This is a genomic window from Acinetobacter sp. Leaf130 (assembly GCF_001423205.1).
Taxonomy (GTDB): Bacteria; Pseudomonadota; Gammaproteobacteria; order Pseudomonadales; family Moraxellaceae; genus Acinetobacter; species Acinetobacter calcoaceticus.
Window position 1 is genome coordinate 480,115 of record NZ_LMOE01000005.1, and the last position, 25,828, is coordinate 505,942.

Annotated in this window: 20 protein-coding genes, 2 tRNA genes, 3 rRNA genes and 1 pseudogene; 16 read left to right on the forward strand and 10 right to left on the reverse strand. The window is 40.1% G+C overall.

Annotation, left to right across the window (positions count from 1 at the left end):
* Positions 1 to 28: 28 nt before the first annotated feature.
* Positions 29 to 721: a nitroreductase family protein gene (locus tag ASF86_RS12905; protein WP_056482661.1), complete on the reverse strand. Its 693-nt coding sequence runs from the start codon at positions 719 to 721 to the stop codon at positions 29 to 31.
* 222 nt (positions 722 to 943) lie between these two features.
* On the opposite strand from ASF86_RS12905, the gene ASF86_RS12910 reads away from it, so the two are divergent.
* Both ASF86_RS12910 and ASF86_RS12915 read left to right on the forward strand, forming a co-directional pair.
* On the forward strand, positions 944 to 1,441 hold the full coding sequence (locus ASF86_RS12910; RefSeq protein WP_003653610.1) for a YcxB family protein: 498 nt from the start codon (positions 944 to 946) through the stop codon (positions 1,439 to 1,441).
* Between the two features lie 39 nt (positions 1,442 to 1,480).
* Positions 1,481 to 2,122, forward strand: coding sequence for a fumarylacetoacetate hydrolase family protein (locus ASF86_RS12915; RefSeq protein ID WP_056482664.1), 642 nt, complete (start codon positions 1,481 to 1,483; stop codon positions 2,120 to 2,122).
* Positions 2,123 to 2,230: 108 nt separating this feature from the next.
* Here ASF86_RS12915 and ASF86_RS12920 read toward each other — a convergent pair whose 3' ends face one another.
* Positions 2,231 to 3,478 (reverse strand): YihY family inner membrane protein, encoded by a 1,248-nt coding sequence (locus ASF86_RS12920; protein ID WP_005038511.1) that lies wholly within the window; start codon positions 3,476 to 3,478, stop codon positions 2,231 to 2,233.
* A 362-nt stretch (positions 3,479 to 3,840) separates the two neighbouring features.
* Between ASF86_RS12920 and wrbA the strand changes: the two genes are divergently transcribed.
* Positions 3,841 to 4,449: an NAD(P)H:quinone oxidoreductase gene (wrbA, locus tag ASF86_RS12925; protein ID WP_005038513.1), complete on the forward strand. Its 609-nt coding sequence runs from the start codon at positions 3,841 to 3,843 to the stop codon at positions 4,447 to 4,449.
* A gap of 48 nt (positions 4,450 to 4,497) precedes the next feature.
* Here wrbA and ASF86_RS12930 read toward each other — a convergent pair whose 3' ends face one another.
* The 3 genes from ASF86_RS12930 to ASF86_RS12940 all read right to left on the reverse strand — a co-directional run bounded on the left by ASF86_RS12930 (position 4,498) and on the right by ASF86_RS12940 (position 6,688).
* Entirely contained in the window at positions 4,498 to 5,073 is a 576-nt protein-coding gene (locus tag ASF86_RS12930) for a xanthine phosphoribosyltransferase (RefSeq protein WP_056482667.1), read from the reverse strand.
* A 71-nt stretch (positions 5,074 to 5,144) separates the two neighbouring features.
* Entirely contained in the window at positions 5,145 to 5,858 is a 714-nt protein-coding gene (locus tag ASF86_RS12935; RefSeq protein ID WP_003653602.1) for a DUF3108 domain-containing protein, read from the reverse strand.
* A gap of 158 nt (positions 5,859 to 6,016) precedes the next feature.
* Positions 6,017 to 6,688, reverse strand: coding sequence for a hypothetical protein (locus ASF86_RS12940; protein ID WP_005038515.1), 672 nt, complete (start codon positions 6,686 to 6,688; stop codon positions 6,017 to 6,019).
* 232 nt (positions 6,689 to 6,920) lie between these two features.
* On the opposite strand from ASF86_RS12940, the gene ASF86_RS12945 reads away from it, so the two are divergent.
* The gene (locus ASF86_RS12945; RefSeq protein ID WP_056482670.1) at positions 6,921 to 7,805 is read left to right on the forward strand and encodes an energy transducer TonB; all 885 of its coding nucleotides are present in this window, start codon (positions 6,921 to 6,923) and stop codon (positions 7,803 to 7,805) included.
* 101 nt (positions 7,806 to 7,906) lie between these two features.
* Here ASF86_RS12945 and ybeY read toward each other — a convergent pair whose 3' ends face one another.
* Genes ybeY through miaB form a run of 3 tightly spaced genes read right to left on the reverse strand, consistent with a single transcriptional unit; the run spans position 7,907 to position 10,976 of the window.
* The gene (gene ybeY / locus ASF86_RS12950; RefSeq protein WP_017390193.1) at positions 7,907 to 8,389 is read right to left on the reverse strand and encodes an rRNA maturation RNase YbeY; all 483 of its coding nucleotides are present in this window, start codon (positions 8,387 to 8,389) and stop codon (positions 7,907 to 7,909) included.
* A 9-nt stretch (positions 8,390 to 8,398) separates the two neighbouring features.
* Positions 8,399 to 9,487 carry a PhoH family protein gene (locus ASF86_RS12955; RefSeq protein WP_003653596.1) on the reverse strand — a complete coding sequence of 363 codons (1,089 nt, stop codon included), beginning with the start codon at positions 9,485 to 9,487 and terminating at the stop codon, positions 8,399 to 8,401.
* A gap of 37 nt (positions 9,488 to 9,524) precedes the next feature.
* The gene (miaB, locus tag ASF86_RS12960; RefSeq protein WP_056482674.1) at positions 9,525 to 10,976 is read right to left on the reverse strand and encodes a tRNA (N6-isopentenyl adenosine(37)-C2)-methylthiotransferase MiaB; all 1,452 of its coding nucleotides are present in this window, start codon (positions 10,974 to 10,976) and stop codon (positions 9,525 to 9,527) included.
* Between the two features lie 287 nt (positions 10,977 to 11,263).
* On the opposite strand from miaB, the gene ASF86_RS12965 reads away from it, so the two are divergent.
* The 4 genes from ASF86_RS12965 (at position 11,264) to ASF86_RS12980 (ending at position 15,546) form a co-directional block, all read left to right on the forward strand.
* The gene (locus tag ASF86_RS12965; protein ID WP_017390191.1) at positions 11,264 to 13,207 is read left to right on the forward strand and encodes a lytic transglycosylase domain-containing protein; all 1,944 of its coding nucleotides are present in this window, start codon (positions 11,264 to 11,266) and stop codon (positions 13,205 to 13,207) included.
* 56 nt (positions 13,208 to 13,263) lie between these two features.
* Complete coding sequence (locus ASF86_RS12970) at positions 13,264 to 13,926, forward strand: ribonuclease T2 family protein (protein WP_003653592.1); 663 nt, start codon at positions 13,264 to 13,266, stop codon at positions 13,924 to 13,926.
* Positions 13,927 to 14,137: 211 nt separating this feature from the next.
* A complete protein-coding gene (locus ASF86_RS12975; RefSeq protein WP_004639466.1) occupies positions 14,138 to 15,124 on the forward strand; it encodes a malate dehydrogenase in 987 nt (328 codons plus the stop codon).
* A 176-nt stretch (positions 15,125 to 15,300) separates the two neighbouring features.
* Positions 15,301 to 15,546: a DUF2789 family protein gene (locus ASF86_RS12980; protein WP_003653589.1), complete on the forward strand. Its 246-nt coding sequence runs from the start codon at positions 15,301 to 15,303 to the stop codon at positions 15,544 to 15,546.
* Between the two features lie 58 nt (positions 15,547 to 15,604).
* Here ASF86_RS12980 and ASF86_RS12985 read toward each other — a convergent pair whose 3' ends face one another.
* Both ASF86_RS12985 and ASF86_RS12990 read right to left on the reverse strand, forming a co-directional pair.
* Positions 15,605 to 16,132, reverse strand: a complete 528-nt coding sequence (locus tag ASF86_RS12985) for a hypothetical protein (RefSeq protein WP_003653587.1) — start codon at positions 16,130 to 16,132, stop codon at positions 15,605 to 15,607.
* Positions 16,133 to 16,199: 67 nt separating this feature from the next.
* The gene (locus tag ASF86_RS12990) at positions 16,200 to 16,805 is read right to left on the reverse strand and encodes a 2OG-Fe(II) oxygenase (RefSeq protein ID WP_056482677.1); all 606 of its coding nucleotides are present in this window, start codon (positions 16,803 to 16,805) and stop codon (positions 16,200 to 16,202) included.
* Positions 16,806 to 16,922: 117 nt separating this feature from the next.
* On the opposite strand from ASF86_RS12990, the gene ASF86_RS12995 reads away from it, so the two are divergent.
* The 8 genes and pseudogenes from ASF86_RS12995 to rrf all read left to right on the forward strand — a co-directional run bounded on the left by ASF86_RS12995 (position 16,923) and on the right by rrf (position 25,780).
* Positions 16,923 to 17,780 carry a 23S rRNA (adenine(2030)-N(6))-methyltransferase RlmJ gene (locus ASF86_RS12995; RefSeq protein WP_003653584.1) on the forward strand — a complete coding sequence of 286 codons (858 nt, stop codon included), beginning with the start codon at positions 16,923 to 16,925 and terminating at the stop codon, positions 17,778 to 17,780.
* Positions 17,781 to 17,821: 41 nt separating this feature from the next.
* Positions 17,822 to 18,655, forward strand: coding sequence for a CDP-diacylglycerol--serine O-phosphatidyltransferase (gene pssA, locus ASF86_RS13000; RefSeq protein WP_005043810.1), 834 nt, complete (start codon positions 17,822 to 17,824; stop codon positions 18,653 to 18,655).
* A gap of 17 nt (positions 18,656 to 18,672) precedes the next feature.
* A pseudogene (locus tag ASF86_RS13005) lies at positions 18,673 to 19,750 on the forward strand (DUF6670 family protein).
* A gap of 665 nt (positions 19,751 to 20,415) precedes the next feature.
* Positions 20,416 to 21,953 (forward strand): 16S ribosomal RNA (locus ASF86_RS13010).
* A gap of 59 nt (positions 21,954 to 22,012) precedes the next feature.
* A tRNA-Ile gene (locus ASF86_RS13015) sits at positions 22,013 to 22,089 on the forward strand.
* Between the two features lie 56 nt (positions 22,090 to 22,145).
* Positions 22,146 to 22,221 (forward strand) — tRNA-Ala (locus tag ASF86_RS13020).
* 370 nt (positions 22,222 to 22,591) lie between these two features.
* Positions 22,592 to 25,485 (forward strand): 23S ribosomal RNA (locus tag ASF86_RS13025).
* Between the two features lie 180 nt (positions 25,486 to 25,665).
* Positions 25,666 to 25,780 (forward strand): 5S ribosomal RNA (gene rrf, locus ASF86_RS13030).
* The 16S, 23S and 5S rRNA genes sit together here with 2 tRNA genes alongside, the layout of an rRNA operon.
* Positions 25,781 to 25,828 lie beyond the last annotated feature (48 nt).

Consider the following 25,828-nt stretch of genomic DNA (forward strand, 5'->3'; position numbering starts at 1 on the left):
CTTTGAAAAAAATTAAAGGTGGAAAAGATTAGCCAAATGTTTTAAAACGGCTTTCATCTTCAATAAAAGCTTTTTCACCTGCTTCGCCTTCGATTGAACCAAATACTAATTGAGCTCTTAATTTCCAATGAGTAGGAATATTAAAAGCTGCATTAATTTTCTCATCAATGATTGGATTATAGTGTTGCAATGAAGCGCCAATTCCTTGTTCAGCTAGGACGTTCCATACTGCAAATTGTGCAATTGCTGTTGAATGCTCAGACCAGATTGGAAAGTTATCGGCATATAGCTCGAATTGCTCTTGTAGACCTTTAATCACATCTTGGTCTTCAAAAAATAAAACTGTACCTGCGCCTGATGCAAAACTTTGAATTTTCTGTTCAGTTCCAGTTAGGGCTTCTGCCGGAATAATCGTTTTTAATACATCTAGAACTATATTCCAGAAATTTTGGTGTGATTGGTCAAATAAAACCACAACGCGAGAAGATTGGGAGTTAAAGGCAGATGGGCTATGTTTTACAGCCTCTTGAATTAGTTTTTCAATTTCAGTAGGAGAGTGTTTTAAGTTTTTTCCTATTGAATAAATAGAACGGCGTTTTTTAATTAATTCTAAAAAGCTTGTTTCATTGGGAAGATTCGTCTCTTGAGTGGTTTGGATAACCACATCTTTTGAGACAGTTGCTTTTTGATTTAAGCCAAATAATTTTGCAAAAAAAGACATGAGACATTCCACTAAGAAGGTGATGCTCTTATTGTAGAAATTTTAAAAAGTGAAATAAGCCCAATAAATATGAATCTACGTTCCATATATGCAACGAAAAATATTTTTAATCTCGCTACTAAGGCTACTTTTGAGCAAAACAAAAAATAGCCTTTGATTCATTTTAAAGCTGAAATGAATATGCTCTAATAGTTCCGATTTATTGAGTATCGATGCAGTGCAATGACTGAGCAAAAAACAGCTTTATCTTTACGTTACTATTTGAATTTAGAAGAGTCACAAGATGGATTTTCATTAGTGACATTTGGGAAAAAACAATTTACCCGTTTTCTAACACCTGCGATTAGTATCGCAATTATTATTTGGGGACTTTATTTAGGTTTCTCTGGGGTTGGTCGATATTATGTTGGGCTAGGTATTTTTTTTCTGGTGATGCAAGGGCTGATGCGTTATTGGCTTTTACCGATGTTATTTAAACGTCAATTTGTTCGTTACCAGTTTGGAAAGAGTGAGCAGGGAATCGACCTCTATCAAGATTATTTTGAGCTTTATGCCAGCGGTCGTAAACAAGTGATGCAATATTCAGATGTGCAAACCTTTGCTAAAGGCAAGCTGACTTACATGCTTGAGCTAAAAAATAAAACTGTAATTATTGTGCCAAAGCGAGCATTTGCACAGGTTTCAGATCAAACTATATTTGAAAATACATTTAAGAAATAAATTATTGGACTTATCAGCCGCAACAACAAAGGAAGCCTCATGAATACACGTCCTTCAAAAATCGTTTGCGTAGGCAGAAGTTATGCCGATCATGTCAAAGAATTAAATAATGCTATGCCTGACAGACCTATATTATTTATTAAACCACCTAGTAGCTTGATTGGTTTAAATGACGGTATTTCATGGAATTCAGCTTGGGGCAGTTGTCATTTTGAGTGTGAATTAGTTTTACGTATTGATCAGCCTTTAAAAGGTGAAACTGACCCTGAGAAAGCATTAAAAGCGATTGGGGCAGTGACTTTAGGTCTTGACTTAACAATGCGTGATTTACAGAATGACCTGAAAACTAAAGGTCACCCATGGGAGCGTGCAAAAGCTTTTGATGGTGCTTGTGTTTTGGCAGACTGGGTCGATTTGAGCGAAATTACAGATTGGCAAGAAACTAAATTCACGTTCCATATTAATGATGAGTTACGTCAAGATGGGAATACTGAACTATTAATGTTTACTATTGGCGATCTATTGGTTGATATTAATCAGGTCTTTTCACTAGAACCAGGTGATGTGATTATGACAGGCTCACCTGCGGGTGTTGGACCATTACACTCGGGTGATCAGTTGAAGATGACATTAAAGGGTGCAACACAAGATTTTACGTGGGAAACTTTTGTAAAAGCGTAATCCCATTTACGCTCCTACATATTTTTAACCCTATTATTTTTCAATAATAGGGTTTTTTATGAGCTAAGAATTAGAGTACAACTAATTAAATGAGAAGCTGCTACCTACTTATTTCTCTTCAAGAATTGTGGAGAGGGGAATAGAAAGTTTTGCAGCTAGATAGTCATTAGACTCAACTAAAGCTGGACCAATTTTTTCCATCCATTCATCGTCATCATGCACATTTTGGACATCTTGGCGTAAAGGGAGTGGATATGGAAGAGCCGTAAAAAAGCTCCAGAAGTCGACTTGAGACAAATTACGAACTAAAACATATTCATCTTTATCTGTACGCTTAATCAAATTTTGCTCTTCAAGTAGAAGTACATAAGAGGGCCAGCGTCCAACTTCTCCTCGGCCTAAAATTTCTAGGGCTTCTTTATCACTTACACTTTCACCCAGTTTTTGCTTTTTATAAAACAACTCAAGAATATCTAGTAACATGAGAACAGGGTGTCGTTTTTGCTCTTTACCTGAGTGAAAAGCAGTTAAAGCAAAACTTACCTCTACCCCCAGTAAAATAATATTCCATGAGAGAAAGATCCATAGTAGGAAAATTGGTACTGCTGCAAATGCACCATAGATAAGTTCATAACTGGTGAAATTTGACATCACAAAGCTAAATAAGTTTTTGAGTATTTCAAAAAGTGCAGCACTTAAGCAGGCCGCTATACCGGCTGCATAAACTGGAACTGTTCGATTCGGAATAGTCCAGTACAAAATAAAAAAGCCAACAATGGTTAATAGAAAAGAAATAAGCCAGAGTATGAAAGCTCCATCAAGTTGATATCCTGCAAAATTATTGCTGAGAATGTTCATGGAAGCGACCGTCGAGGAAATGACGAATGCACTTCCTAAGATAATCGGGCCTAAAGAGATGATCGTCCAGTAACGCATAAAACCCATAATGCCACTACGAGTTTCTTTTACACGCCAAATGCGATTAAAGACTGTTTCAATCGACGTGAGCATTAAGACGGTTGTGATGAATAAAAACAGCACACCAATAACAGTTAAGTTGCTCGATTTTTCTGTAAAAGCATTTAGCGCTTTATCAAATGCGATAGTACTCTTGGGTAAAAAATTACTATAGATCAAATGTTGGAGCTGTTGTCTTGCAGGTTCTAACGCTTTAATTGAAGAAATAATTACTAAAAAAACCGTTAACATCGGCACAACTGCGAATAGAGTTGTGTAAGTGAGAGAGCCGGCTTGTTCGCGGCACCGATCAGCTTCAAAACGTTTAAATACATATAAAACGAACTGAAACCAGGTTTTATTATAAAAAGGAAGCTTACTTAAAAAACGTTGTAACATGCGTCGTCTATCCCGATTTTTTTAATCATCATGTTGGGCGATTAATAGCTTATCAAAGTATGAGCTTAAGAACTCAAATCATAGATTAAAGCAAAATAATAACTTATCGAATTAAGGTCGTTCTGTAAGTTTACTATGCGCTATAGAAAAAATTGTAGACCTAATCTTTTTCAAGAAAGTTGGCTTTCTGTTGTCTGGGCATAGAATTCATCAAAAGTCGATAAACCTTTTACCCAACGAATTTGAGAAAATTTACTCGTGTTACCTTTCATGCTACACAATCAATCACCTCTAGAATTTCATAAGATTGGTTTCGCCAAAAAAATAAAAAATACCGTATAGTGTTCTTTTTAACAAAATTTATGAAACCGATGCAACCTTACATTCTTGTACTCTATTACAGTAAATATGGCTCTACAAAAGAAATGGCACATTTAATTGCCAATGGTGTTGAGTCTGCGGGTATGTCAGTGAAAATTCGGACAGTGCCAAATATTGCTCCAGTGGTCACGATAGCTGAGCCAAGCATCCCGGCAGAAGGTGATATCTACTGTACGTTAGATGATTTAGCGAATTGTGCAGGTCTGGCATTAGGCTCCCCAACTCGCTTCGGCAATATGGCAAGTGAAATGAAATATTTTTGGGACCAAACGACTAGTCTTTGGCTCAATGGAGCATTACATAATAAACCTGCTTGTGTTTTTACTTCTTCTGGATCGATGCATGGTGGGCAGGAGAGCACGTTACTCACGATGCTGCCGCCGTTATTTCATCACGGGATGATGATTTTGGGATTACCAAATGCAATTCCGGCTTTATCTAATACTAAAACAGGTGGAACACCGTATGGGGCAACTCATGTAAGCGGACCCCGCCATGACCAGAACTTAAGTCAGGATGAAAAGATTTTGTGTGAAGCACAAGGTAAGCGTCTAGGTGAGGTTGTTAAGAAGCTTTCAGGGGTCCTTTAAAAACAAATAAAAAAAGAGCGGATATCCGCTCTTTTTCATTTGCACAATTTATTCTTTTACAAAGGTAACTTTGCCATCTGTAAGAGAAAGAACACGTGCTAATGACTCAACTCGGTAGCCTTTTTCAAGCAATAAATCACGACCTGATTGGAATGATTTTTCAATCACAATACCTACGCCAATAACTTCTGCATTGGCTTGGTGAATTAAATCAATTAGTCCTAATGCTGCTTGACCATTCGCCAAGAAGTCATCAATAACTAATGCTTTATCAGTTGAATGAAGGTGTTTGTTTGAAATCGCAATTGTGCTTTCAGTTTGTTTAGTAAAACTAAATACTTTAGAGCGATATAAGTCATCTTTTAACGTCAATGACTGATATTTACGAGCGAAAATTACAGGTACACCAAGTTCCAAACCTGCCATGATTGCAGGTGCAATACCTGATGCTTCAATGGTAATAATCTTGGTAATCCCTGCATCTTTAAAGCGAGCGGCAAATTCTTTACCAATCTGCTGCATGAGTACAGGATCAATTTGGTGGTTTAAGAAAGCGTCGACTTTCAAGACTTGATCAGATAGAACGATACCTTCTGTTAAGATTTTCTGTTCTAGTGCGTGCACGGGAGAATCCTCTAGACGGATGCTTTTAAAGCAAATGCGTATTTTAAAAAGCATCCGAAAAAATGCAAGCTTTAATTCGTCTTACCTGTATAACTTGTTAATAACAGGCCATAAGAAGTTTTACCATCAATATGGCTGACTTTAACTGGTAAATAATCTAGTTTTGGGGCTAACCAAAAGACTGTACTGCGTTCAGGCTTGCTGTGTTGTAAAACGACTTTAATGGTATCGAATGTTCCATAAGATGTTTTAATTTTTTCATTGCCTTGTTTTACAAAGCGACGATTTTCAACTTCTTTTGCATCTGCAAGTGGATAAGAGGTTTTAAGTGAACCATTTTTTAGGTCTTCACGAAGTTGTAATTCTGCATTTAACTCGTCAAGTACGCCAGCCTGCCAAGCGAATGAACGAGCTTTATCATCTTTCTTGGTAGAAATAGTTTTGCTGTTTGGATTAAAGTTAATATTCATGGTGTTGTTATGAATCAAAATTTTGCTGGTACGGCTAAAACTTTGAGATCCAATTTTACCATTAGCAAAACTAAATTTACTTGTTTCACTTGCAGAAGCAATTCCACCTGCTTTTGCAGTGAAATTATAAGTCCAATTATTACCTTGTTGGCTTAAGGCACGTGTCGCCGAACCCATACCTTTATTATTATAAGTAAACTGATAATTTGCCTGAAATGGGCTCATGGCAAGTGCATGACTTGAGAAGCCTGCAAAAAGCAAAGTTGTTGAAATACCTGTTGCGATGCCAAATGATTTCAGAAATTTTGTTGCCATAAGTAAATATCCTTGTACAGACTGAAAAGTCAGTGCTGATGCATCTATAACTTAAACATATTATGCCTGTTGATCATGGAGAAAAAATCAGGATTTATGCTAAATGTGTAATCTATTTGTGTTTTTTGGCAGTTAATTCATTTTTATTCATCACAGCTTTATACATCTTTTTGCTGGATTGGCGTGATTTCAGAATCTTCTAATTCATCTTCATAATCATCATCCTGATCACGATAAAGCAGAGCGGCTAAATTAACATTTCCAAATACGACTAACTCAGCCTCACGAACTCGTGCGTAATTTACATGCACTTTACCTAGTGTCTCGATGATACTGGCTTTTTTACCAAACCAGCGGTTGAGATCAAGAAATATGAGTTCATCACGTTCTTCTGCTACATTAAAACGTTCAAGAATCATTCCTAAAGGGTCTTTTTTCAAAATTTTATGGTAGTAAAAAACTGCGGCTTTTACGGCAATCTTCTGCCAAAAGTTTTTATATTTTGCTTCAATAATTTGTGTATTACTAATTTGTTCAAAAACTAAAAGCTGTTGTTCTTTATTAAATTCCATCTGAATCAGTTTTAAATCAACAGATAATGTCGTCTCTAGGCCTTTTACATGCATGGTTGCATATAATCTTAACCAGTCATGATAAAGATCAGCATGGAGGTCATCTAAAAATTCAACATTATTGGTGACATAACGCTGTAAAGTCGCATTCAGAAAGGTTTGTGATAGCGTAAAATCTCTTTCTTCTTCAATGAATGCTTCTGCTTTTTGGTAGACTTTTTGAAGGCGTCTGACTAATGAGGAAAATAGCGTTTGCATAAAAGAACTTCCAGAAAATAATTTACTTAAGAACCAACACAATCTTTATTATGATAAAAAACGAGTTTTGATATTGCAGTGTAACAAATTTAATTGATACATTTTGACAAAATGAAAATGGATAAAACTCTATGTTTGAAGTGAATCACACTTTTATCCAGATTTGAATATCAGTTTATATTTTATTCGGTATTAAACCGTGGGGAAAAGGCATTTACATGCTTTTAAAATTATGTTGAATAAAAGAAGTCTATCCATAGAGCCTTTTTATCATTGGTGGCAAGACCGAGTCTTTATTGCTGCGACAATATTGGCAATCTTACTGCATATTTTTGTGTTGCTCATTCACTTTGCGATGCCTAGCTCATCAGAGCAATCTACTAAAGAAATTGCAATTTCAATTCGATCAAGCAATGAGCCAGTGCAGCAGGCAGACTTTTTGGCGCAAGCAGACCAGCAAGGTTCAGGCGCATTTCGTGAAGCTCACCGTACCTCTAGTGATACTCCAAATCCCATGTCTAATGATGCTTCAACTGGAGATGTACAGTTAGAAACTTTGCAAAAGGTTCAGCAACAAAGAGAGCTTAAATTTGAAGAAAAAGTCTTAATGACTGTTTTGAGTTGGCAAAAACAAGCTGACGCCAGTCAAAGGAAAAAAGAATTAGAACAATTACAAAGTCAATTCCAGGCAAAAGCTGCGATGGTTGCGAGCCTTGAAGCACAATATTTACAACGTAGACAAGATTTCAGCCGCCAGCAAAAAATAAAAACAGTAGATGGAATTCAGGCGAAAAAAGATGCCTCGGCTGCTTATCTAGATAAGTTCCGTGAGAAAGTGGAGTTGTATGGTAATCGCTATTATCCAGAAGAAGCCAAACTGCAACAGTTGAAAGGTGAAGTTCGTTTAATGGTTATTTTAAATGCACAAGGAGGGATTCGTGCAATCCGGTTACTTGAGAGCTCAGGGCATTCGGTATTGGATGAAGCTGCAAAGTCTTCAGTACGTCGCGGCGCACCATTTGGACATTTTGATACCAATATGAAAGATATTTCTGAATTGCGTATTGTACGTACTTGGCGTTTCGATCCCGCTCAAGCAGAATTTGAAGTGCATTAATAAAAAATGTGGATAAGTTTTGGCTTATCCACATTGATTTTAGTTCATTAAACAACATCTCACCTGAAGGCAGACTATGTTTTTCATCTAATCAATAATGATTAGATCTGTTCTTGGTAGGGATTGTCTATATTCAGTTTTGCTAGAATTTCAACTTCAAGCCCTTCCATTTCTTCAGCTTCTTCGTCACTAGTTTCATGGTCATAACCCAGTAAATGTAAAACACCATGTACCAATAAATGTGCAAAGTGTTCTTGAGCTGTTTTCTTTTGTTCAACCGCTTCTTGCAATACAACTGGAATACAAATGACTAAGTCACCCAGAGGAAACGCATCGAGCATTGGTAAAACTTCTTCAGGAATATCACTTGGAAAAGATAAAACATTGGTTGGTTTATCTTTCTCTCGATATTGCAGATTAAGTTGTTGGCTTTCTGCTAAATCGACACAAGCAACGCCAATTTCACAATCTTCGTTATAACCAACGTGGCGTAAAGTTGTCTCAATAATTTTTTTGAGTTGAGCTCGTTTGAGCTCTAACTCAGGTAATTGAAGGTCTTGTTGTAAACTTAAACTGATTTTCAAAATGAATCCTTAAGCATCCTGATGTTGCAAGTCTGCTGCTGTATCGTTTTCAGTCATTAACGCTTCTTGGCGTGCTTTGCGTTCAGCACGAGCTTCAGCATTAAGACGATGTTGTTCTCCATCCCAACCTTCATACGCTTCAACAATTTTTTGAACCAGTTGATGACGTACAACATCGCGGGAATGGAAACGGGTAATATGAATTTCGGTAATATTCTCAAGTACACGAAGTGCGTGTGCCAGACCAGATTGTTGACCTTTAGGTAAATCGACTTGAGTAATGTCACCTGTAATTACTGCACGAGAGCCGAAACCTAAACGGGTCAAGAACATTTTCATTTGTTCAGGTGTTGTGTTTTGAGCTTCATCCAAAATTACAAATGAATGGTTAAGTGTGCGACCACGCATATATGCAAGAGGCGCAACTTCAATTACTTGACGCTCAATTAACTTGGCAACTTTTTCAAAGCCAAGCATTTCGTAAAGGGCATCGTAAAGAGGGCGTAGATATGGGTCAATTTTCTGGGTTAAATCACCAGGTAAGAAACCCAGCTTTTCTCCAGCTTCTACAGCAGGGCGTACAAGTAAAATCCGCTGGATTTCGTTACGTTCTAGCATATCTACGGCGGCGGCAACTGCTAAATAGGTTTTACCTGTACCAGCAGGGCCTACACCAAAAGAAATATCGCTTTGTAAAATACGTTGTACATAACGTTTTTGATTGGCACCACGTGGATTAATGCGGCCTTTTCGTGTCTGGAAATAGACATCGAGCGGCGCATCATTTTCATCCATTTCATCACCAACCAACTCGAAATTGCGTTCAGTTTGTGAAGATTGAATGAGGAGGTGTAATAGATCGGCACTGATTTGCTGGGATAGCTCAGACTCTTCGTAGAGTCGTTGCAATAATGCTTCGGCTCTCCCAACAGCATCAATTTCACCATCTATGTGAAAAACATCTCCACGATGAGTAATTTTGACATCTAAACGCTGTTCAATTTGCTTCAGGTGCCCATTATAGGCACCCAGAATGCTCTTTAAACGTTCCATTGAAATTTCAGGAAATGTTACGGTACGTCGAATCGCTGCAGTCAAGAGAAAACCTTTCAGTAGACTTTAGAATACCTCTACATTACGCCACGTCAGGTTCAAGATTCAAGAGCTCACCGTAAACAAAATTTAAAGTTTTAATTTCAGTAATCTCGATCTCTGCAAAACGACCAACCCAAGTCGCATCACCAACGAAAGTGACCAGACGTGTATTGTCAGCAGTACCAATTAAAATATTAGGGTCTTGATCAGATACTTTCTCAATAAGTACACGTTCAATTTTACCTAACATGGCATCTGTTTTTTCAATACTAGATTGCTTAATTACTTTTTGAACTTGAGCTAAACGTTCTTTTTTAACTTGCTCAGGTGTAGTGTCTGGCAAGTCTGATGCTGGCGTACCTGGGCGTTTTGAATAAACAAAACTATACGAATGATCGAAGTCTAAATCATTGATAAATTGTAATGTTTCTGCGAAATTTTCATCGGTTTCACCAGGGAAGCCAATAATAAAGTCACTTGATAAATGCATATCTGGACGAATTTTGCGTAGCTTCGCAATTTTATCGATATAAACATCAATCGTGTGATTTCGCTTCATTGCTTTTAAAACATCATTCGAACCACTTTGTACTGGCAAGTGTAAATGTGACACCATTTGAGGTAAATCTTCATAACACTGAATAAGCTCATCAGAGAACTCAAGTGGGTGCGATGTTGTATAACGTAAGCGTCCAATACCCGGAATTTCTGCAACGAGTCGTAACAATTCAGGGAAAGTACAGATGCCACCTTCAAAGGTTTCACCACGGTAACCATTTACATTTTGTCCAAGAAGTGAAATTTCACGGACACCTTTTTCAGCAAGCCCTGCAATTTCTGCAAGTACATCGTCTAATGGGCGAGAAACTTCTTCACCGCGTGTATATGGAACTACACAGAAAGAACAGTATTTAGAACAACCTTCCATAATAGAAACAAAGGCTTTAAAGCCTTCTACACGTGGTTCTGGTAAAAAGTCGAACTTTTCAATATCTGGGAAAGAAATATCAACCAGTTTGATTTTATCTTTTTTAGGTTTTTCTACTTGAGCATTATGTTGATCAAGCATTTGCGGTAAACGGTGTAATGTTTGAGGGCCAAAAATCATGTCCACATAAGGCGCACGTTTTTGAATGTTGTCACCTTCTTGAGAGGCAACACACCCACCAACACCAATCACAAGATCGGGATTTTTGTCTTTTAGTTTGCGCCAGCGCCCTAACTCACTAAATACTTTTTCCTGTGCTTTTTCACGGATAGAGCATGTATTCATGAGCAGGATGTCTGCTTCATTAGGGTTGCTCGTTAAAATGTAACCGTGAGAGTCCCCTAAAAGGTCTGCCATACGGTGACTGTCATACTCATTCATCTGACACCCTTGAGTTTCAATATAAAGTTTTTTTATTGAAACATCAGTGGTGTGCGTTGGCTGGGTAACAGTGTTTTCTGAGGCAGCTTTGGCACCATTGGGAATGAAGGTTTGAACCGTCATGCAGGCTCCTAACAGATCGATCTAAAAAAGAATAAATTTGCCCAAAGTGGGTCAAACCATTCATTATAGCAGTATTTGGACCGAACCGATAACAGTAAACCTTGATAACATGACACAGTTTTTTTGAAGTAAATTATGTAAATTTTAATGATGTTGAATCAGAGAGTTACATAACACAACAAAAGAAAGCATGAAGACTAATTAAACTATGCTCTGAAGGTGAATAGTCAGGATTTAACACATTTATGAGACCAAGTAGAAAGAGCTCATCAATCCATAGTCGTGTAATGAAAAATAAATATATGCATCGTAGCTGGTTAGGAGCTATGTGTTTACTTGGTTGTTCATTTACCTATGCTGCCGAAGAGCAGTTTAATGACGCATTAAACGCTGCAAATAGTGGCAATACAGCATTATTAGACCAATATCAGCTTGCTATGCAAAATGATGTATTGGGATACTATCCAGAATATTGGAAACTTAATACCAATCTTGGCTTTCAACCTTCAGCTTCGATTGTAAGTTTTGCTCAGCGTTATCCTCAATCAGCAATGGCTGAGAAATTAGCCGCCGATTATGTTGAAGAAAAAGTTAAACAAGCTGACTTCGCATCTGCACAACCTTTACTATCTTATGTAACTAATCCTGATCAGGCCGAAAATTGTGCATTGGCACAGGTGAGAGCGAAAACCGGTGATGCATTAGTTTTTGCTGAATACAAAGATGTATGGCTAGCCACCGAATCGCAACCTGAATCTTGTGTGGGTCTAGGACGCTTGATGTTATCTAGTCCATTAATGAGTCAGCAAGATAAACAACAGCGTCTTTGGGTGCAGTTACGTTCTGGTTTAACAGGGCAGGCCCTTGCTACCGCACAGACTTTGGGAATGAATTTGTCGTTGGCGCAGCTTAACCAAATTCAGGCTAATCCGCTCAATTATTTGTGGAGTGCGCCTAAAACAAATGATACAGATTATGCGTATTTGATTTTTGCATTAGGTCGTTTGGCTAATAATGACTTAAGCAATGCTTTTTCGAATGTTCAACGTGTCGCTCAAGGTACACCAGAGAATATACAAAAGTATTTATATCGAACCGTGGCTTATATTGGTGGCACCACGGTCATGAAAAATAATTTCAATCGTGAAGTTCTTCAATATTTTGATGCAAGTTACGGTTATCCTCTAAGTCCGGAAGAAGCTGAAATTTATGCGCGTCAGGCAATTCGATTTGGTGCGTGGGAAAGTTTAATCCGCGCCATTGATAGTATGACCGTGACACAAAAACAAGAAGACCGCTGGCAATATTGGCTTGCTCGTGCAACAGAGCAGCGCGGTGATAGTAGTTCGAAAAATACTGCACAACGTATTTATAAAAAATTAGCTGAAAGTGGTGATGACTATCACAACCTTTTAGCAAAAGATCGTTTGGGTGAACGTTATAATCATCAGCCTTACGATGATCAGCCCACTTCAAGTGATTTAAGACGTTTAGACCAGAATATTCACTTTAATCGTGCTTTTACTTTAAGACGTATTAATGCAAATCCAACCTATACCAATCGAGAATGGAACTGGGCAGTTCGACAAGCTTATCTTCAACATGATGATGGTGTGTTGTTAGCTGCGGCAAAGCGTGCTCATGATATGGGGTGGTATGACCGTGCAATTTATGCAGCAGATCGTACAACAAATAAACATAATGATACCTATCGCTATGTGACGCCTCATAAGACTAATGTTGTAAGTCATAGTTACAATGCAGGAATTGATCCAGCGTGGGCTTATGGTTTAATGCGACAAGAAAGTCGGTTTGTTACCTCCGCACGTTCTCATGTTGGAGCGGGCGGTCTTATGCAAATTATGCCTGATACGGCGAAGTTGATTGCACGTCAAATGGGCGAAACCTATAATCCAGCGGCCTTAAATGAAATGAATACCAATATTCGATATGGAACATTTTATTTGTCGATGATTCAAGGGCAGTTAAGCAATAATCCAGTTTTGGCAACGGCAGGTTATAATGCTGGGCCTAATCGGGCAAGACGTTGGCAACCGGACTTTCAAACAATTTCGGCTGACCAATATACAGAGACAATTCCATTGTTAGAAACCAGAGACTATGTCAAGCATGTCATGACTAACGCAACACATTATGGGGTGATATTGGGGCAAGGGGCTCAATCATTATCACAACGTATGAAAGTCATTCCAATGCGTACATCGCCTTAAGTTTAGGTGGTTGATGATGGATCTTCTTTTAATTGGCATATTCAAGTTTTAATTAAATGAAATATAGATATTTGGAACTTCGTTCAATTTTGCAACTTGCATGGTGGCTTATCTGTGCAGGGGTGGGATTGATGAGTTCCGTTTTACATGCCGAACCTGTTAATTTACAGGGGTATGTTATGCATGTACAAATGACACCTGCCGCATGTGCATTAGATCCCTCTAAACAAAAACAGCGTAAATGTCTTGAAGGATATTCATTGACAATTACAGGCCTCATGCCAGAAACAAATCAAACAGATTGTTCAACAGAAAGTTCGGCCGCTCTCTCTCCATTACAATCTAAAGTCGTAGCTCGGGTCATGCCTGACAACAATGCCCGTGTGCAGCTTTGGAAAAGTGTAGGGGGGTGCGTTCCTATGAATGCAAGTCAATATTTCCGGACAGTCATTAACTTTGCTGAACGTTTAAAAATTCCAGCTAGCCTTACAAGTTCGACAAATGTTGAAGTTCAACAGTCAGCCTTAAAACAGCAATTTACTCGTCTTAATCCGAGTTTGCCTCAAAATGGTATTCGTTTAAGTTGTCAGTTATCGCGTTCAGATGTTGTTTTAACTGAAGTGAAGGTGTGTTACACGGTAAAAGGCCAATATAAACAATGTGCAAATCATGTGGTATCGAATTGCCCAGGTGAAATCACGATTAAAGGTAGCTACTAAAGATGACGGTCATTTCGTAAAAAAATGCTGACCATGCATTGAATCTTTTTGTAAATATTAATTTGTATTTTCTATCAGACTTTTGGTGAAAATGAGTCGCTTTTACATGCATCTGCCACATCTTTAGAGTACAATCTTTGCCGTTTATGATGATTTAGTTAGATGGAATTCCTATTTAGCTAGATTAAGGACATTCATTGGAGACAATTACATGAAGCAACCCGTTCGTGTTGCCGTGACTGGCGCTGCAGGTCAAATTGGTTACAGCTTATTATTCCGTATCGCAAGCGGTGAAATGTTAGGTAAAGATCAACCTGTTATTTTACAATTGCTTGAAGTTCCAGTTGAAAAAGCTCAACAAGCGCTTAAAGGCGTAATGATGGAACTTGATGACTGTGCTTTCCCTTTATTGGCTGGCATGATCGGGACTGATGATCCGAAAGTTGCATTTAAAGATGCTGACTACGCTTTATTGGTAGGTTCTCGTCCACGTGGTCCTGGTATGGAACGTGCTGACTTGTTAAAAGTTAACGGTGAAATTTTCATCGGTCAAGGTCAAGCATTAAACGAAGTTGCTAGTCGTGATGTTAAAGTATTAGTTGTAGGTAACCCTGCAAACACTAACGCTTACATCGCTATGAACTCTGCTCCAGACCTTCCAGCGAAAAACTTCACTGCTATGTTGCGTCTTGACCACAACCGTGCGTTGACTCAAGTTGCTCAAAAAGCTGGTGTTGCAGTTGCTGATATCGAACACTTAACAGTTTGGGGTAACCACTCTCCAACAATGTATGCTGATTACCGTTTTGCAACTGTAAATGGCGAAAGCTTAAAAGACAAAATCAACGATGCGGCATGGAACAAAGATGTGTTCCTTCCAACTGTTGGTAAACGTGGTGCTGCGATTATCGAAGCACGTGGTTTGTCTTCTGCTGCTTCTGCTGCTAACGCTGCAATTGATCATATGCGCGACTGGGCACTTGGTACAAACGGCAAATGGGTAACTATGGGTATTCCATCTGATGGTTCTTATGGTATTCCAGAAGGCGTTATGTTCGGTTTCCCTGTAACAACTGAGAACGGTGAATACAAAATCGTTCAAGGTTTAGAAATTGATGAATTCAGCCGTGAACGTATTAACTTTACGTTAAATGAGCTTGAAGAAGAACGTGCAGCGATTGCTGACATGTTGAAATAATTTATCTTTTTGATAAGTTAAAAAAAGCACTCTTTTTAGAGTGCTTTTTTATATTCAATTATTCGCAACGAAACACAAAAAACAACAAGAAAATATAGACACTATCATGCATATAAAAAGGTTTTATTGTTAGATTAGTTAATAGATGATTTAAAACAAGTTATAGGAGAATAACAATGTTTGAGCAGCAACCTACTTTAGAACTTTTATTTGATCAGCTGGGTTTAGATTCGGATGAAGCAAGTATCGAAAACTTTATCAAAACACATCAATTGCCGGCTGATCAGAAACTACATGAAGCCTCTTTTTGGTCAAAAGGCCAAAGTGACTTCTTAAAAAGTCATTGGGAAAAAGATGATGAATGGATTGTGGTTATTGATGAGCTGAATGAACAACTACATGAAGATAGTGTAAAGAGATAAATTAAAAATAAGGCCTGTTTTACATAAGATATAGAACAGGCCGATTTAAATTAAATATTTAGTGCGTTTTTGATTTTACTAAATTTTTATACCATGGTTCTTGGCGAACTGAATTAAAGACAGGATGTGCGTGAAGCAATTCAAGATCACATTGGGTGGTTGATAAATATTTAGTTAACCAATGTCTGGTTAGCGCCGACTCTTCTCGCGCTGCTGATGCATAAGCCAAGAAGAAATATATATCTGCATGTTCATAGTGGGCTAATGGCTTTAAAATTTGTTGAGTAATCAACGCAAAACGTTTTTCTTTATTTAATTCAAAATAAAGCATATAAGCCTTAGCCAACTGCAAAGATAAATTCAGATATAAACTCAATGGCATTTCTTCATATTCCATACGAGCTTGTTCAAGTAAAACAATCGCCTCTTGTAAAAAATGAAGCTGCTCTTGGCGAACATGACTTAATATGACAAGTTGCAAGCGTAAATCGGCACGCTCCAAAGCAAGTTCAGGCGTATTTTCAGTCAAATAAAGTTGATCTGTTTCACCAATTCTGTTCACAATCGTTTTACTTTCAATAGACATACGCCCTAGCCCTTCTTGATCAATAGCATTTATATCGGGTTCATTTACTAAATTTAAAGAGTAGCTTTTAAACCCAGAGAGAATTTCCGCTACGAAGCCAAGCTGTAATCGAAAGCCTTTGTTGCTTTGAAGTTAATACTTCATGCAATAAATTGCTTTGAAATATCACCAGTCGATTGGGTTCTGGGTTAACAATATGCCATTTCTCATTTTTATCTTGCAGTCGTAATTGACCACCCCAATCTTCTTGCCATTCTGCATGTAAATAATAAACGGTTGAGATAATACGATCATTTTTTTGTTGAGGATTGTCTCGGTGTAAAGCATAAAACTCACCCAAATTATAACGGGCAAAATGAGCTTCGACTTCTTTAATTCCTAAATAGAATGCTTGATTTAGACTTTGCGAAAATGAAGTTAAGGTTTCAATATGTTGTTGAGCAATAGGGAGTTGATCATTAATCCAGAGAATATGGTCACTACGAATATTGCTCACCACACCATTTTGAATACCAGCTTCTCTAAATTCATCAATATGATGGCTACACTCTTTGGCGACTTGCGCGCGATATTGATCCGAATAGGCTTGATTAATAATAGCAAAGCCATGCGTATTTAAGTCATCCAGAATTTGATCCAGATCCCATGAGTCCGGAAGCAGGTGAGAGAGCATATAACCTCGAGTAGATCGTAAAAATATCAAGCTGCTCTATTTTAGATGATCACAACCTTACGAAAGAATATTTTTTTCATGTTAAACTATTTGTTGAATTGAGGAATTAAAGTCAACATGAATTACCGTCACCATTTCCATGCGGGCAACTTTGCAGATGTTATGAAGCATGTGCTTTTGCTACAGCTTCTCAACCGTTTAAATGCTAAAGATAAACCTTATCGTTATATCGATACGCATGGAGGTGCAGGAAAATATAATTTATCTCTGGCACCTTCACAAAAATCTGGAGAGTTTCTTACAGGCATTCATCGACTAGTTCAGATATCTGAAATGGAAAAGCGTCAGGCACCTGAAGCAATCCAGCAATATTTGAAGTTAGTAGAACAGTTACGTTCTGAAGAAGGTAAGGGTAGTTATCCGGGGTCACCATGGTTTGCTTTGCAAGGTATGCGTGAGATTGATAAAGCAACCGTGTTTGAAATGCAACGTGATGTTTTTGAGCAATTGCGACATAACATTTATGATAAACGTGCAGGTTTACATGAGCGTGATGCATACGAAGGCTTGCTCGGCGTTATTCCACCGAAAGAAAAACGTGGTTTGGTCATGATTGACCCGCCTTACGAATTAGAGCGTAAAGACTTTCCGCAATTAGTTGAACTTTTACAACAAGCTTATAAAAAATGGCCAACAGGTGTTTTTGCAGTTTGGTATCCAATTAAAGACCGAGCGATGATTGAGCGTTTTGAAAAGAAAATGTTCAAAACAGGTATTCGCCGTCAATTGGTTTGTGAAATCTGTGTATGGCCAGATGATACCCCTGTAGGCTTAAATGGTTGTGGTCTATTGGTGATTAATCCACCTTGGCAGTTCTCTGAACAAGCCGACCAAGCCCTACAGTGGTTATTCCCGCATCTACGTATGCAAGAAATTGGTGGCCATGCTGCTGTTCGCTGGTTAGTAGGTGAATAACAGTTAACTTAAATCAATGCACATGTTTGGAATAGAAAATAATGACAAATGCGCCTAAACCAGAGCAAGATTTAACTCATAATGAACATTCATTTGATGGGATTACATTCGAAGTGGTTGAAGAAGAAGATAATCCGGAAGGACAAAAAGTGAAGCGCCGAGGAATTTATCTTTGGCCTAACTTAATTACGACAGCTGCTTTGTTGTCTGGTTTCTATTCCATCATTGCGAGTATGAATGGGGATTTCACCCAAGCTATTTATGCCATCTTTATTGCAGCTTTGCTCGATGGTTTAGATGGCCGGGTTGCTCGAGCTATTGGTGCACAAAGTGCTTTTGGCGAGCAATATGACTCACTTTCAGACTTATTGGCTTTTGGTGTAGCTCCAGCAATGCTTATGTATAGCTGGAGTTTACATGATTTAGGTCGCATTGGTTTGGCATGTTGTTTTGTTTATACAGCATGTGCAGCTTTCCGTTTAGCACGTTTTAATGTGCAAATTGGTGTGGTTGATAAACGTTATTTTATCGGAATTGCTAGTCCACTGGCTGCCATAATCATTATTTCACTGGTGTGGGTTGCTCGCGACTATCCTTTCATTTTTGATTTACGTGATATTGCGATTAAAACCATTAATGCTGTTCTTATGGTTGTTGTGGGATTACTTATGATCTCCAATATCAAATATTATTCTTTCAAACAAATGGACCGTAAAAGAGTTCCTTTTGTAGTTATGTTGCCAGTAGTACTGATTTTTGCAGCAATCACTTATAATATTCCAATGGGCATTTTGACCGTTTCAATAATCTATGCTCTATCTGGTTTTGTTACGACATTATTTGCACGTAAGAGTAACGAAACAATAAAAACATAAAATAGAAGAGGTTCGGTATGCCTATGTTGATCAATCAAATTAATCAATTACAGCAGCTGGGCCTTAATGCCAAAGAGGGGGTTGTCTATCAACCTTCTCGCGGCTTCTTTAAAATTGTTTATCAAGGTTTAATCCTTCCAAATCTACCGGCTCCACTACGCTATTTTAATTACATTAGTATGGTTGGACAGCCGCGCATTCCTCTTTGCTATAACACTCACTCAATTACGACTTCGGCAATCGATACTGCAACTGTACTTGTAAGTAATAGCCAACATAGTGTGGGACATTTAAAAACTTATTCTATTCGGCGGCAATGCCAGTTTGACTCAAAACAATATCAGTTTGATAAAACAGATTTGATTGAGTGGAAAATCCCAAAGATTCATCTTCAGCGACTAGACTCGGAAATGGGGTGTGATCTTACTATTCAGATTCCAGAAAATATCTCTAATACTTCTGCATTACATTGGGGTGTCTCAGACTATTGGTCAACCTTATGTTTATGTGAGGGTGAAATTTTTTATAAAGGACAAAAGTATCAAGTTGAAGGATTAGGACGCTTTAAACATGCAAGGGCTCTACATTTACCGTTTTTATCTTTATGTTTCTATACATGCCAAATTATTAATTTAAATGAAACGACTCAGCTTACATTTACACAAATAAGAAATCAGTGGAATATCATCTTATGTTCAAGGTTAGATATTCAAGAATTTGGTAAGCCTATTGAAAGCTTTACTGAAGATGTAAATTTACATATCCATCGCGTTTATCCAAAAGTTAGAACACCCAATGATAAAGAGATGTATTTGCCAAGAGAATTTTCTTGGCAGTGTAAAAAAAATGGAAAAATTATTTTTGAACTTTATGCACAAAGCCGTGGCGACTACAAGTTTGGATTGGCTGCTGGATATGTGGGAAGCTTCCAATATCAATTAAGTTGGAATGAACAATGTCTACAAGGTGAAGGTGGATATTGTGAATATATTGATTGTCGCCCACTTAGGTGGCAGGAAAAGAACCAAGACGAAAAAATATTAGATCAATTGATGCTTTTACAACCATGTTTATATAAAAAATGACTATTTTTAGCATTTTTGATTAAAAAGCGAACTGTTGTTTCAATAATATTAAAAAAGGTATTGCAAAGGGATCTTAATCCTCTATAATGCACATCCATCGGCGGTGATGCAGATAGAAACTTGTTGAAAAACAGTTACTTGGAATTGAGTTGGTTGCTTNTTGCAAAGGGATCTTAATCCTCTATAATGCACATCCATCGGCGGTGATGCAGATAGAAACTTGTTGAAAAACAGTTACTTGGAATTGAGTTGGTTGCTTTAAGTGATAAATTTGATGAGAAGTTAGTTTTGAGAATAAGTTTTAAAAATATCGAAATTACCTGTTGACTTTTAAGAGATTAAGAGTAATATAGCCGACCTAGCTTGCTGGTGACGAACCAGTAAGAAGATCATTAAGAGATTATGAAGAACAACTTGTGTGGATTTTTACTGATTGATTGATCGAAATATTATCATTGATTGATTGGTTTAAATTACTCGAAGNATGAACCAGTAAGAAGATCATTAAGAGATTATGAAGAACAACTTGTGTGGATTTTTACTGATTGATTGATCGAAATATTATCATTGATTGATTGGTTTAAATTACTCGAAGTTTATTTGAGCGAAATTTAAGTCAGAAAATTGATGAGCCAGAATTGGCATCTTGTCTTTAATAAGGTGCAAAATGATTTTTAACTGAAGAGTTTGATCATGGCTCAGATTGAACGCTGGCGGCAGGCTTAACACATGCAAGTCGAGCGGAGTGATGGTGCTTGCACTATCACTTAGCGGCGGACGGGTGAGTAATGCTTAGGAATCTGCCTATTAGTGGGGGACAACATTTCGAAAGGAATGCTAATACCGCATACGTCCTACGGGAGAAAGCAGGGGATCTTCGGACCTTGCGCTAATAGATGAGCCTAAGTCGGATTAGCTAGTTGGTGGGGTAAAGGCCTACCAAGGCGACGATCTGTAGCGGGTCTGAGAGGATGATCCGCCACACTGGGACTGAGACACGGCCCAGACTCCTACGGGAGGCAGCAGTGGGGAATATTGGACAATGGGCGCAAGCCTGATCCAGCCATGCCGCGTGTGTGAAGAAGGCCTTATGGTTGTAAAGCACTTTAAGCGAGGAGGAGGCTACTGAAGTTAATACCTTCAGATAGTGGACGTTACTCGCAGAATAAGCACCGGCTAACTCTGTGCCAGCAGCCGCGGTAATACAGAGGGTGCAAGCGTTAATCGGATTTACTGGGCGTAAAGCGCGCGTAGGCGGCTAATTAAGTCAAATGTGAAATCCCCGAGCTTAACTTGGGAATTGCATTCGATACTGGTTAGCTAGAGTGTGGGAGAGGATGGTAGAATTCCAGGTGTAGCGGTGAAATGCGTAGAGATCTGGAGGAATACCGATGGCGAAGGCAGCCATCTGGCCTAACACTGACGCTGAGGTGCGAAAGCATGGGGAGCAAACAGGATTAGATACCCTGGTAGTCCATGCCGTAAACGATGTCTACTAGCCGTTGGGGCCTTTGAGGCTTTAGTGGCGCAGCTAACGCGATAAGTAGACCGCCTGGGGAGTACGGTCGCAAGACTAAAACTCAAATGAATTGACGGGGGCCCGCACAAGCGGTGGAGCATGTGGTTTAATTCGATGCAACGCGAAGAACCTTACCTGGCCTTGACATAGTAAGAACTTTCCAGAGATGGATTGGTGCCTTCGGGAACTTACATACAGGTGCTGCATGGCTGTCGTCAGCTCGTGTCGTGAGATGTTGGGTTAAGTCCCGCAACGAGCGCAACCCTTTTCCTTATTTGCCAGCGAGTAATGTCGGGAACTTTAAGGATACTGCCAGTGACAAACTGGAGGAAGGCGGGGACGACGTCAAGTCATCATGGCCCTTACGGCCAGGGCTACACACGTGCTACAATGGTCGGTACAAAGGGTTGCTACCTAGCGATAGGATGCTAATCTCAAAAAGCCGATCGTAGTCCGGATTGGAGTCTGCAACTCGACTCCATGAAGTCGGAATCGCTAGTAATCGCGGATCAGAATGCCGCGGTGAATACGTTCCCGGGCCTTGTACACACCGCCCGTCACACCATGGGAGTTTGTTGCACCAGAAGTAGGTAGTCTAACCGCAAGGAGGACGCTTACCACGGTGTGGCCGATGACTGGGGTGAAGTCGTAACAAGGTAGCCGTAGGGGAACCTGCGGCTGGATCACCTCCTTAACGAAAGATTGACGATTGGTAAGAATCCACAACAAGTTGTTCTTCATAGATGTATCTGAGGGTCTGTAGCTCAGTTGGTTAGAGCACACGCTTGATAAGCGTGGGGTCACAAGTTCAAGTCTTGTCAGACCCACCATGACTTTGACTGGTTGAAGTTATAGAAAAGAAGATACATAACTGATGATGTAAGCTGGGGACTTAGCTTAGTTGGTAGAGCGCCTGCTTTGCACGCAGGAGGTCAGGAGTTCGACTCTCCTAGTCTCCACCAGAACTTAAGAGAAGTTCGGATTACAGAAATTAGTAAATAAAGATTAAGATCTTGGTTTATTAACTTCTGTGATTTAAGTATCACGGTATTAAGCATGACCTGACGAAGGCATGTTTATTCATTAACAGATTGGCAAAATTGAGTCTGAAATAAATTGTTCACTCAATAATGAAAAGAGAGGAAGTAATTCTGATCTTGGAGTTAATTGAGAACTAGCAAATTAACTGAATCAAGCGTTTTGGTATATGAATTAGATTGAAGCTGTACAGTGTTTAAATACACAGTACTTCAAACTGTAAGAGATTGATGAGAAATCATTGATCATGTCTTATTACTCCTTGTAGGTAATAACGACTGTTTGGGGTTGTATAGTCAAGTAATTAAGTGCATGTGGTGGATGCCTTGGCAGTCAGAGGCGATGAAAGACGTAATAGCCTGCGATAAGCTCCGGGGAGGCGGCAAATATCCTTTGATCCGGAGATTTCTGAATGGGGGAACCCACCTACTTTAAGGTAGGTATTGCAACATGAATACATAGTGTTGCAAGGCGAACGAGGGGAAGTGAAACATCTCAGTACCCTTAGGAAAAGAAATCAATTGAGATTCCCTTAGTAGCGGCGAGCGAACGGGGATCAGCCCATTAAGTTATGTGTGTTTTAGTGGAACGCTCTGGGAAGTGCGAACGTAGAGGGTGATATTCCCGTACACGAAAGGGCACACATAATGATGACGAGTAGGGCGAGGCACGTGAAACCTTGTCTGAATATGGGGGGACCATCCTCCAAGGCTAAATACTCCTGACTGACCGATAGTGAACCAGTACCGTGAGGGAAAGGCGAAAAGAACCCCTGTGAGGGGAGTGAAATAGATCCTGAAACCGCATGCATACAAGCAGTGGGAGCCGACTTGTTCGGTGACTGCGTACCTTTTGTATAATGGGTCAGCGACTTATATTCAGTAGCGAGGTTAACCGTATAGGGGAGCCGTAGAGAAATCGAGTCTTAATAGGGCGTTTAGTTGCTGGGTATAGACCCGAAACCAGGCGATCTATCCATGAGCAGGTTGAAGGTTGGGTAACACTAACTGGAGGACCGAACCCACTGTCGTTGAAAAGCCAGGGGATGACTTGTGGATAGGGGTGAAAGGCTAATCAAGCCTGGTGATAGCTGGTTCTCCCCGAAAGCTATTTAGGTAGCGCCTCGGACGAATACCATAGGGGGTAGAGCACTGTTTCGGCTAGGGGGTCATCCCGACTTACCAAACCGATGCAAACTCCGAATACCTATGAGTACTATCCGGGAGACAGACTGCGGGTGCTAACGTCCGTAGTCAAGAGGAAAACAATCCAGACCGCCAGCTAAGGCCCCAAAATCATAGTTAAGTGGGAAACGATGTGGGAAGGCATAGACAGCTAGGAGGTTGGCTTAGAAGCAGCCACCCTTTAAAGAAAGCGTAATAGCTCACTAGTCGAGTCGGCCTGCGCGGAAGATGTAACGGGGCTAAAACTATGTGCCGAAGCTGCGGATTTGACTTTTAAGTCAAGTGGTAGGGGAGCGTTCTGTAAGCCGATGAAGGTGTATTGAGAAGTATGCTGGAGGTATCAGAAGTGCGAATGCTGACGTGAGTAACGACAAAACGGGTGAAAAACCCGTTCGCCGAAAGACCAAGGGTTCCAGTCCAACGTTAATCGGGGCTGGGTGAGTCGACCCCTAAGGCGAGGCCGAAAGGCGTAGTCGATGGGAAATTGGTTAATATTCCAATACTTCTGTGTAATGCGATGAGAGGACGGAGAAGGTTAAGTCAGCCTGGCGTTGGTTGTCCAGGTGAAAGGAAGTAGGCATGCATCTTAGGCAAATCCGGGGTGCTCTATGCTGAGATCTGATAGCAAGCTGTACTTGTACAGCGAAGTGGCTGATACCATGCTTCCAGGAAAAGTCTCTAAGCTTCAGTTACACAGGAATCGTACCCTAAACCGACACAGGTGGTCAGGTCGAGTAGACCAAGGCGCTTGAGAGAACTCTGCTGAAGGAACTAGGCAAAATGGTACCGTAACTTCGGGAGAAGGTACGCTGTTGTTGGTGATGGAACTTGCTTCCTGAGCTGATGACAGCCACAGAAACCAGGCCGCTGCAACTGTTTATTAAAAACATAGCACTCTGCAAACACGAAAGTGGACGTATAGGGTGTGATGCCTGCCCGGTGCTGGAAGGTTAATTGATGGGGTTAGCGTAAGCGAAGCTCTTGATCGAAGCCCCAGTAAACGGCGGCCGTAACTATAACGGTCCTAAGGTAGCGAAATTCCTTGTCGGGTAAGTTCCGACCTGCACGAATGGCATAATGATGGCGGCGCTGTCTCCAGCAGAGGCTCAGTGAAATCGAAATCGCTGTGAAGATGCAGTGTACCCGCGGCTAGACGGAAAGACCCCGTGAACCTTTACTGCAGCTTGACATTGAACTTTGACCTTACTTGTGTAGGATAGGTGGGAGGCTTTGAAGTTGGAACGCTAGTTCCAATGGAGCCGTCCTTGAAATACCACCCTGGTAATGTTGAGGTTCTAACTCTGCCCCGTAATCCGGGGCGAGGACCATGTCTGGTGGGTAGTTTGACTGGGGCGGTCTCCTCCTAAAGAGTAACGGAGGAGTACGAAGGTGCGCTCAGCGTGGTCGGAAATCACGCGTAGAGTATAAAGGCAAAAGCGCGCTTAACTGCGAGACCCACAAGTCGAGCAGGTACGAAAGTAGGTCTTAGTGATCCGGTGGTTCTGTATGGAAGGGCCATCGCTCAACGGATAAAAGGTACTCTGGGGATAACAGGCTGATACCGCCCAAGAGTTCATATCGACGGCGGTGTTTGGCACCTCGATGTCGGCTCATCTCATCCTGGGGCTGAAGCAGGTCCCAAGGGTATGGCTGTTCGCCATTTAAAGAGGTACGCGAGCTGGGTTTAGAACGTCGTGAGACAGTTCGGTCCCTATCTACCGTGGGCGCTGGAAATTTGAGAGGATCTGCTCCTAGTACGAGAGGACCAGAGTGGACGAACCTCTGGTGTACCGGTTGTGACGCCAGTCGCATCGCCGGGTAGCTATGTTCGGAAGGGATAACCGCTGAAAGCATCTAAGCGGGAAGCCTACCTCAAGATAAGATTTCCCTAGGACTTTATGTCCTCTAAAGAGCCGTTCGAGACTAGGACGTTGATAGGTTGGATGTGGAAGCATAGTGATATGTGAAGCTGACCAATACTAATTGCTCGTGAGGCTTGACTATACAACACCCAAGCAGTTGTATATAAAGCATCAATCGATTCATTAATATGCAAAGCAACTTGATTTAGTTATACGCTTAGCTAAAATGAACAAAATATTAAGACTCAATCAGCCCATCTGTAAAGATTTGGAAAACGCATCGGCAGCCAATAAGACCAATGCAAGTATCCATACCAGTTGTGCTGGCGACCATAGCAAGAGTGAACCACCTGATCCCTTCCCGAACTCAGAAGTGAAACCTCTTAGCGCTGATGGTAGTGTGGGGTTTCCCATGTGAGAGTAAGTCATCGCCAGCTCATTATTCTAAACACCCTCAACTTTACAGTTGAGGGTGTTTTTTTATG